The sequence below is a fragment of the Xanthobacter sp. BG11Y11_SDJG genome, from assembly GCF_057364445.1.
Map to the genome: position 1 here is coordinate 1 of NZ_JBNFNU010000173.1, position 8,468 is coordinate 8,468.

Genomic DNA, 8,468 nt, shown 5'->3' on the forward strand with positions numbered 1-8,468 from the left:
GGCGACGCCGGCCGGCGGCACGCTCCGCCCCGACGGCCACCTTGATCCAACCGACGCGACCGCCATCCGCCCTCCCCGGGGCGGAAGCGGCGGCGCGCGTCCCATCGTCCTGCGTCCCTGGGAGGTTCCCATCATGTCATCCACGTCCGCCATGGCGACGGGATCGCCGTCGATCACCCGCTACCAATGGCTCACGCTGGTCTCAGCCTTCCTCGGCTGGGCCTTCGATTCCATGGATCTCAACCTGTTCACGCTGGTCATGGTGCCGAGCGTGGCGGAGCTGACCGGCACCCGCGACCCCGGCGCCATCGCCCACATGGGCGGGCTGATCCTCGCCATCAAGCTCTTGTGCTGGGGCATCGGCGGCATCTTCTTCGGCGTCATCGCCGACCGCTTCGGCCGCGCCCGCACGATGATCATCACCATCATCATCTATGCCACCTTCACCGGCCTCAGCGGCCTCGCCCAGAGCTGGACCCAGCTCGCGGTGCTCCAGGGCATCGCCGGCTTCGGCATCGGCGGGGAATGGGCGGCCGGCGCCGCGCTGCTCGCCGAGACATGGCCCGAGAAGCACCGCGCGCGCGCCATGCAGGTGATGCAGATGGCCTTCGCGGTGGGCTTCTTCTTCGCCGCGCTCGCCAACCTGGTGCTCGGCCCGATCTCCTGGCGCTGGGTGCTGGCGGCGGGCGCGCTGCCGGCGGTGGTGAGCCTCATCATCCGCCACTACGTGCCGGAGCCGGAGCGCTGGCGGCAGACCCGCGCCAAGGAGGAGGCGCGCGGCGATGCCGGGGCCATGGCCACCTTCAAGGCGATCTTCGCGCCGGACCTGCGCCGCAAGACCATCGTCGGCGTGCTGGTGTCCTCGGCCATGATGATCGGCTGCTGGGGCGGCCTCGCCCTGCTGCCCAACTGGATCAACCAGCTGGTGCGGGGCTCGGGCGGCGCCAACGGCGTGCAGGCGGTGAGCTACGCCTTCATGCTGATGATGGTGGGCGCGCTCGCCGGCTATGTCTCGCTGATCTGGTTCACCGAATGGCTGGGGCGGCGCGGCGCCTACTTCCTGTTCTGCCTCGGCGCGCTGGCGTCCTCCTTGTACCTGTTCATGGTCATCACCGATCTGAACACCCTCCTGTGGTTCATGCTGGTCTACGGCTTCTTTGTGATCGGCGGCTTCGGCACCTTCGCGCTGTACCTGCCGGAGCTGTTCCCGACCCGCGTGCGCGCCACCGGCCAGGGCTTCGCCTGGAATGCGGCGCGCTGCATCACCGCCGCCGGGCCGCTGCTGGTGGGCACCATGCTCGCCACCTTCGGCTCGTTCCCGGCGGCGGCGGCGGCCACCACGGCGGCCTACGTGATCGGCCTCGTCGCCATCTGGTTCGGCCCGGAGACCAAGGGCCAACCCCTGGAAGACTGAACGCACCCATCCGCTGGCCCCCCTTTCCGCGTCGGGGGCCGGCGAGAAGGGCGGTCTCTCCCATCACCACCGTCATGCTCCGGCTTGACCGGAGCATCCACGCGGCCTCGCGGCGGCGCGCCCGGCCGCGGGAATGGGCCCTCCGGTCCCGGAGGGGCACCGGTTTGTCAAGGGAGACGGCAGCGCGGATTCCGCGGTGCGGGTCGCCCCCGCCGTCTGCGCGGCATTGCAGCAATGCCTAATCCCTGGGCAGGAGGCGCGCGCCGCGCTCATCTTTTGGACTTGCCTGCTCCGTCCGCAAATCCATTATGTCTATACATGATTGAAGAGGTGGGGACGCGGTGCGGGACTCCGTTCTGGCATTCGACGATATCCGGCAGGATTCCCGGTCCCGGGTCGGGCCGCGACCATGCGCGTGCTGGACGGCATCAGCTTCGAGGTGCGCGCCGGCAAGTTCACGGCCGTGATCGGCCCCTCGGGCTGCGGCAAGAGCACCCTGCTCCAGATGGCCGCCGGCCTGCTCGCCCCCACCGCGGGCGCGGTGCGCCACCGCGGGCGCAAGGTGGAGGGCGTCAACCGCGAGGTCGGCTTCGTGCCCCAGCAGGCCCAGCTCTTCCCCTGGAAAAACGCTGGCCGAGAACATCGAGCTGCCGCTGCTGCTGCGCGGCGTCGCGCCGGACGAGCGGCGCGAGCGGGTGGCGCAGGCGATCTCCTCCGTCGCCCTCGACGGCTTCGGCAACCATTATCCCAACCAGCTCTCCGGCGGCATGCAGAAGCGCGGCTCCATCGCCCGCACCCTGGTCTACCGGCCGGACGTGATCCTCATGGACGAGCCGTTCGGCGCGCTCGACGCCCAGACCCGCATGGTGATGCAGTCCGACCTCCAGACGCTCTCGGCCGAGGTGGGGGCGACGGTCGTGATCGTCACCCACGACATCACCGAGGCGATCCTGCTCGCCGACGACGTGGTGGTGCTGAGCCAGCGCCCCTCGCGCATGCTTGCCCACATCCCCATCGACCTGCCGCGTCCGCGCGACATGTTCGAGCCGTACCGCAATCCGCGGTTCGACCAGGCGTACGAGACGGTCTGGGCGGCCTTCAGCTCCCAGGTCGCGCGCGCGCCGCCCGCCATTGAGGCGATCGACATGAACGAGATCGCCGAACGCGTCATCGATCGCCCCGCCGGCAAGCCGGCGCCCGCGGGAGCCGCACTTCGCGCGCGCCTTGCGGTGTGGGGCCAGCGCCTTCTGGTGCTCGCGCCGGGCATCGCCCTCATCGCCTTCTGGCAGTGGGCCTCGGGCCGCATCATCAAGGAGCTCTACGTCTCCAAGCCGTCGGCGGTGGTGGAGCGGCTCTACGAGCTGTTCGCCTCGGGCGAGATCTTTCCGCATCTGTGGATCACCGGGCAGGAACTGGTGTTCGGCTATCTCATCGGGGTGGGCGCCGGCATCGTCGGCGGCTATGCGCTCGGCCGCTCGCCGCGCCTGTCGGCGATCTTCGAGCCCTATGTGATGGCGTTCTACGGCATCCCCAAGATCGCGCTGGCGCCGCTCTTCATCATCTGGTTCGGCATCGGCATGTGGTCGAAGGTGGCGCTGGCCGCCATCATGGTGTTCTTCCTGGTCTTCTATAACGTCTATTCGGGCGTGAAGAGCGTCGACCGGGAACTGGTCAACCTCGCCAAGGTGATGGGCGCGAACGAGCGCCAGCTCACCACCCACGTCTACCTGCCCGCCGCCTCGCCTTACGTGGTGCTCGGCATGCGCATGGCGATCCCCTATTCGGTCATCGGCGTGATCGTCGGCGAGTTCACCTCCTCCATGCAGGGGCTCGGCCTGTTCATCCACGAGGCCTCGGCCACCTACGACCCGGCGGGCGTGTTCGCCGGCATCACCATCCTGCTCGCCTTCGTCATCACCGCCAATTTCCTCGCTGGACGGCTGGAACGCCGCCTGCTGCGCTGGCGCGCACCCATGGGCGCGGCGCCCACCGACATCTGACATCCCCGAACCAAACCGGAGGGCATCATGCGCGTGGTCCAAAAACTGATTGCGGCCGCAGCCGTCGGCGCGTCGCTGTTCCTTGCACCGACGCTGGCGTCCGCGCAGCAGGCGGTGCGCATCGGCCAGGCCACCTCGGCGCTCTCCTTCATGCCCATCTGGGGCGCCCGCGCGCTCGACACCTTCGCGCCGAACGGGCTGACCCTGACGCTCGCCGTGGTGCCGGGCGGCGACCCGAACGCGCTCGCCGCGCTCGATTCCGGCGACATCGACTTCGCCGCCGTGGGCTCCGAGGCGGTGCTGCGCGCCGCCGCCAAGGGCCAGCCGTTCCAGATCGTCTCCTCGCTGATGTCGAAGGTGACGCTGGAACTGGTGGTCTCCAAGGAGTTCCTGGAGAAGACCGGCGTGAAGCCGTCCGATCCGCTGCCGAAGCGCCTCGCGGCGCTCAAGGGCGCGCTGGTGGGCGTGTCCTCGATCGGCGGCGCGCAGGACACCGCCGCCCGCTGGCTCGCCGCCAAGGGCGGGCTCAACCCGAAGGAGGACATCAAGGTGGCGCAGGTGGGCAACCCGCCGGCGCTCCTCGCCGCGCTGGAGAACAAGCGCATCGACGCCTTCGTGCTCTCCCCGCCCCAGGGCTTCCTCGCCGAGCAGTCGGGCGCCGGCGTGGTGCTGGTGAAGATGGGCGACGACTTCCCGGCGCTCGCCAACCTGCCCTTCCTGGTGCTGGTCGCGAAGAAGCCGGCCGACGAGAAGGCCACCGATTTGACGGTGCGCACCCTCAAGGCGCTGCGCGCCGCCAGCGCCGAACTGGTGGCCAAGCCCGAGCCCACTGCGCTCGCCATCCACGCCAAGTTCTTCGCCAAGTCCTCGCCCGAGAGCATCGTCTCGGCGGTGAAGGCCATGGCGAGCGGCGTCGCCGACGGCGGCCGGCTCAACGCCGAGGGCTTCCAGAACCTGATCGCCTTCGCCAAGGAGGTCGGCACCGACCTCGGCAAGGACTACGACGCCAAGTCCATGGAGAACGACATCTGGACCAACGCCTTCATCGATAAGGCCAAGTGATCAGCGAAGTGATATCGGCGAACTGATCGCAGCACCCGCGTTTCTCCCCTGTCGGCAGACGCGGCGCCGGGTCCCCGGCGCCGCCAACGATCCAAGAAGACGCCCATGAGCAGCCACCCTCCCATCTATATCGATTTCCTCAACGGCCCGGACATCGCCGCGCTCGGCATCACCGACGACGAGATTCTTGGCGCCATCGAGAAGAGCCTTGCCGCCCAGGGCCGCGGCGAGACGGTGATCGAGCCGCGCGTCCACCTGCACCCGAACCCGGCGGTGGAAGGCCACTTCAACGTGCTGCGCGGCGCCATCGGCGGCGACGTGGACATCGCCGGCGTGAAGGTGGTGAGCGACTTCTACCTGAACTACGAGAAGGGCCTGCCCTCCGAGATGGCGGTGCTCACCCTCATGTCGCGCGACACCGGCATGCCCCGCGCCATCATCGAGGCCGGCGGCATCACCGACATGCGCACCGGCGCCATTACCGCCATGGGCGCGAAGTATCTCGCCCGCAAGAATTCCAAGATCCTCGGCCATATCGGCGCGCGCGGCTCGTCCTACTGGAACGTGCGCCTCTTGGACCGGCTGTTCGACTTCGACGAGATCCGCGTCCATTCGCGCCGGCCGGAGAGCTACAAGCCCTTCGCCGAGAAGCTGGAGCGCGACCTCGGCAAGAAGATCCGGGCGGTGGACACCTGGGAAGAGACGGTGCGCGGCGCCGACATCGTGGTGGAGGCCTCGCGCCTCACCAAGCCCGAGCCGCTGCTGAAGACCGAATGGATCAAGCCCGGCGCGCTGGTGGTGCCCTACGGCACCAAGAGCGCGGTGGAACTCTCCCTCACCGACATCATGTCGAAGCTGGTGGTGGACGACTGGGGCCAGTGCCGCGAGGGCGAGCTGGGTTCGCTGCGCGCCCATGTGCGCGCCGGCAAGCTCTCCGAACAGACGCTCCACGCCGAGATGGGCCAGATCGTCGCCGGGCTGAAGCCGGGCCGCGAGACCGAGGAGGAGACCATCCTGTTCTGGCACCGGGGCCTGTCGCTGTCCGACATCGCGCTCGGCCACGCCATGCTGGAGAAGGCGGCGCGCCTCGGCATCGGCCAGCGCCTGCGCTTCGCCTGAATCCATCCCGGCGCCCGGCGCCGCAACAAGAGAGCCCGCTCATGGACGCCCAGACCCCTTCCCGGCAGGACCTTGCCCGGCAGGATTTGCGCAGCTTCCTGGCCGCGTTCGAGGCCGCGCACCCGGACCAGGTGCTGCGCGTCACCGACGAGGTGGACCTCGACTACGACACCACCGCCATCGCCTTCGAGTTCGAGAAGCGCGGCAGCCCCATTCTCATCTTCGAGAACGTGAAGGGCTCGCGCTTCCCGGTGCTGATGAACGTCTTCGGTCATCGCAGCCGCTTCGCCGCCGCGCTGGGCGTTCCCGAAGCGGACCTCATCCAGGCCTGGTCGGCGGTGGACGCCTCCCCGCTGAAGCCCCAGGTGGTGACGAGCGGGCCGATCCTCGACGTGGTGCTGAAGGGCGACGACGTCGATTTGTCCTATTTGCCCATCATGCGGCACTTCCGGGAGGACGGCGGCCCCTACATCACCAATGCCATGTTCATCGCCAAGGACCCGGAGACGGGGGTGCGCAACGCCTCGTTCCACCGCATGCAGATGAACGGCAAGACGCGCTTCGGCACCTCGCTGCACTCGCGCCGGCATCTGTGGAACCTCGCCCGCAAGGCCTCCGCCATGGGGCTGAAGGAGATGCCGGTGGTGGTCGTGGTGGGCTGCCACCCGCTCATCACCTTCGGCGCGGGCCTCTGGAAGGGGCCGATCAGCGCCGACGAATACGAGATGGCCGGCGGCTTCCTCGGCGAGCCGCTGAAGGTGGTGGAGGGCGTCACCGGGCCGATCGAGATCCCCGCCTTCGCCGAGATCGCCATCGAGGGCAAGCTGCTGCTGGACGCGGACGAGGACGAGGGCCCGTTCGGCGAGTTCACCGGCTACGCTTCGGAGCGCTCGACGCGCAACGCGGTGGAGGTGACCGGCATCCTGCACCGGCGCGACGCCTTCTATCAGAACATCGTCGCCGGCATCTCCGACGAGCACACGCTGCTGCTCGGCGTCTCCCAGGAGGCGCGGCAGTTGAAGTCGCTGCGGGTGCATTATCCGAACGTGACGGCGGTGAGCTATCCGAAGTCCGGCACCTGCCTGCTGCACACCTACATCGCGGTGAAGAACCCGGCCCCAGGCGAAGCCGCCAACATCGCCGCCGCCGCCTTCGGCGACAACCTCTCGCTCAAGCTCGTGATCGTCGTGGACGACGATATCGACGTCTATGACGAGGAGCAGGTGATGTGGGCGGTGTGCACGCGCTTCCAGGCGAACGAGGACATGGAGCTGATCCGCAACGGCATGGGGGCGATCCTCGATCCCTCCAACCGCAACGGCGCCACCGCCAAGCTCACCATCGACGCCACCTGCAAGAAGCGCCCCTACGCGCGGCGCCACTCGCTGCCCGACGACGTGAAGGAGAAGGCCCGCGCGCTGGTGGCGAAGCTCGCTTGACGACGCAGGGCGCAGGCGCACCCGCCTGCGCCCCTTGGCGTTGCCGCGCTCCGCGGTGCCGCGGCCGTGGCCCTCGTTCACCGCGTGCCGGCACCGCCGCCGCGTCGCCCGCTGCCCCTGAGGTCGGATGCGCTGTCGCGCCGAACCCATGAGGAAGCGGTGGAAATCTCGGCCGGGCCGCCGGCGGCCGCAGGCCGGCCTTGCTCCGGCGGCGCCATGGGGCTATGGCTCCGGCCTGCCATGACGTCCGCCCCGTTCGCCTCCGCCTTCACCCTCTCGGGCCGCGACCTGCTCGGCATCGAGGGCCTGTCGGCCCCGGAAATCGTCGGCCTGCTCGATTTGGCCGAGGAATTCATCGTCCTCAACCGGCAGATCGAGAAGAAGCGCTCGACGCTGCGCGGCCGCACGCAGATCAACCTCTTCTTCGAGGCCTCCACCCGCACCCAGTCCTCGTTCGAGATCGCCGGCAAGAGGCTCGGCGCGGACGTGATGAACATGTCGGTCTCCTCCTCCTCGCTGAAGAAGGGCGAGACGCTGATCGACACCGCCATCACGCTCAACGCCATGCACCCGGACATATTGGTGGTGCGCCATCACGCCTCGGGCGCCGTGGCGCTCTTGGCGCGCAAGGTGGACTGCTCGGTGGTGAATGCCGGCGACGGCGCCCACGAGCACCCGACCCAGGCGCTGCTCGATGCCCTCACCATCCGCCGCAACAAGGGCCGCATCGAGGGGCTGACGGTGGCGATCTGCGGCGACGTGCTGCATTCGCGCGTCGCCCGCTCGAACATCCTGCTCCTGGGCGCGCTCGGCGCCAACGTGCGGGTGGTGGCGCCCTCCACGCTGCTGCCGGCGGGGATCGAGAATTTCGGCGTCGAGGTGCACCGCTCCATGGCGAGCGGCCTCGAGGGGGCGGACATCGTCATGATGCTGCGCATCCAGCGCGAGCGCATGGCGGGCTCGTTCATCCCCTCGGTGAAGGAGTATTTCCACTTCTTCGGCCTCGACGAGGACAAGCTGAAGCGCGCCCGGCCCGACGCGCTGGTGATGCATCCCGGCCCCATGAACCGGGGCGTGGAGATCGATTCCAGCGTCGCGGACGGCCCGCAATCCCTGATCCGCGAGCAGGTGGAGATGGGCGTCGCGGTGCGCATGGCGGTGCTCGACGCCCTCGCCCGGAAGCTGCCCAATGCGTGATCCCGTGCGCCATTCCAACGGCGATCCCCGCCCGCTGCTGCTCGCCAACGCCCGCGTGGTGGACCCCTCGCGCGGCGCCGACTTCCAACGGCGACGTCTTTCTCGCCGAGGGGGTGGTGAAGGGACGCCGCCTTCGGCCGTCGCCAATGCCGGCGCGCCGCACGGCGCCGCAGGTGGTGGACTGCCGCGGCGCGGTGGTCGCCCCGGCCTCGTGGACATGCGCGCCTTCGCCGGAGA

At 69.2% G+C, this 8,468-nt stretch carries 6 protein-coding genes and 2 pseudogenes; all 8 read left to right on the forward strand.

Annotated elements, in window-relative coordinates:
* The first annotated feature begins 133 nt into the window (after window positions 1-133).
* Window positions 134-1,414, forward strand: coding sequence for an MFS transporter (locus tag AC2W7M_RS14500; RefSeq protein WP_486132965.1), 1,281 nt, complete (start codon window positions 134-136; stop codon window positions 1,412-1,414).
* Window positions 1,415-1,823: 409 nt separating this feature from the next.
* Window positions 1,824-2,193: pseudogene (locus tag AC2W7M_RS14505) on the forward strand (ATP-binding cassette domain-containing protein); the annotation flags it as partial.
* A gap of 366 nt (window positions 2,194-2,559) precedes the next feature.
* Window positions 2,560-3,414, forward strand: a complete 855-nt coding sequence (locus AC2W7M_RS14510; RefSeq protein ID WP_486132970.1) for an ABC transporter permease — start codon at window positions 2,560-2,562, stop codon at window positions 3,412-3,414.
* Between the two features lie 27 nt (window positions 3,415-3,441).
* The gene (locus AC2W7M_RS14515; protein ID WP_486132966.1) at window positions 3,442-4,476 is read left to right on the forward strand and encodes an ABC transporter substrate-binding protein; all 1,035 of its coding nucleotides are present in this window, start codon (window positions 3,442-3,444) and stop codon (window positions 4,474-4,476) included.
* A 105-nt stretch (window positions 4,477-4,581) separates the two neighbouring features.
* Window positions 4,582-5,595, forward strand: coding sequence for an ornithine cyclodeaminase family protein (locus AC2W7M_RS14520; protein WP_486132967.1), 1,014 nt, complete (start codon window positions 4,582-4,584; stop codon window positions 5,593-5,595).
* A gap of 41 nt (window positions 5,596-5,636) precedes the next feature.
* The gene (locus AC2W7M_RS14525) at window positions 5,637-7,034 is read left to right on the forward strand and encodes a UbiD family decarboxylase (protein WP_486132968.1); all 1,398 of its coding nucleotides are present in this window, start codon (window positions 5,637-5,639) and stop codon (window positions 7,032-7,034) included.
* Window positions 7,035-7,274: 240 nt separating this feature from the next.
* Complete coding sequence (locus AC2W7M_RS14530; RefSeq protein ID WP_486132969.1) at window positions 7,275-8,231, forward strand: aspartate carbamoyltransferase catalytic subunit; 957 nt, start codon at window positions 7,275-7,277, stop codon at window positions 8,229-8,231.
* Window positions 8,224-8,468 (forward strand): annotated as a pseudogene (locus AC2W7M_RS14535) (hypothetical protein); the annotation flags it as partial. The gene AC2W7M_RS14530 and the pseudogene AC2W7M_RS14535, both read left to right, overlap by 8 nt.

What these genes read in the sequence shown, in the direction of transcription:
- AC2W7M_RS14500 (WP_486132965.1), top strand. Translation starts at nt 134, where the DNA reads ATGTCATCCACGTCCGCCATGGCGACGGGATCGCCGTCGATCACCCGC.
- AC2W7M_RS14510 (WP_486132970.1), top strand. Translation starts at nt 2,560, where the DNA reads ATGAACGAGATCGCCGAACGCGTCATCGATCGCCCCGCCGGCAAGCCG.
- AC2W7M_RS14515 (WP_486132966.1), top strand. Translation starts at nt 3,442, where the DNA reads ATGCGCGTGGTCCAAAAACTGATTGCGGCCGCAGCCGTCGGCGCGTCG.
- AC2W7M_RS14520 (WP_486132967.1), top strand. Translation starts at nt 4,582, where the DNA reads ATGAGCAGCCACCCTCCCATCTATATCGATTTCCTCAACGGCCCGGAC.
- AC2W7M_RS14525 (WP_486132968.1), top strand. Translation starts at nt 5,637, where the DNA reads ATGGACGCCCAGACCCCTTCCCGGCAGGACCTTGCCCGGCAGGATTTG.
- AC2W7M_RS14530 (WP_486132969.1), top strand. Translation starts at nt 7,275, where the DNA reads ATGACGTCCGCCCCGTTCGCCTCCGCCTTCACCCTCTCGGGCCGCGAC.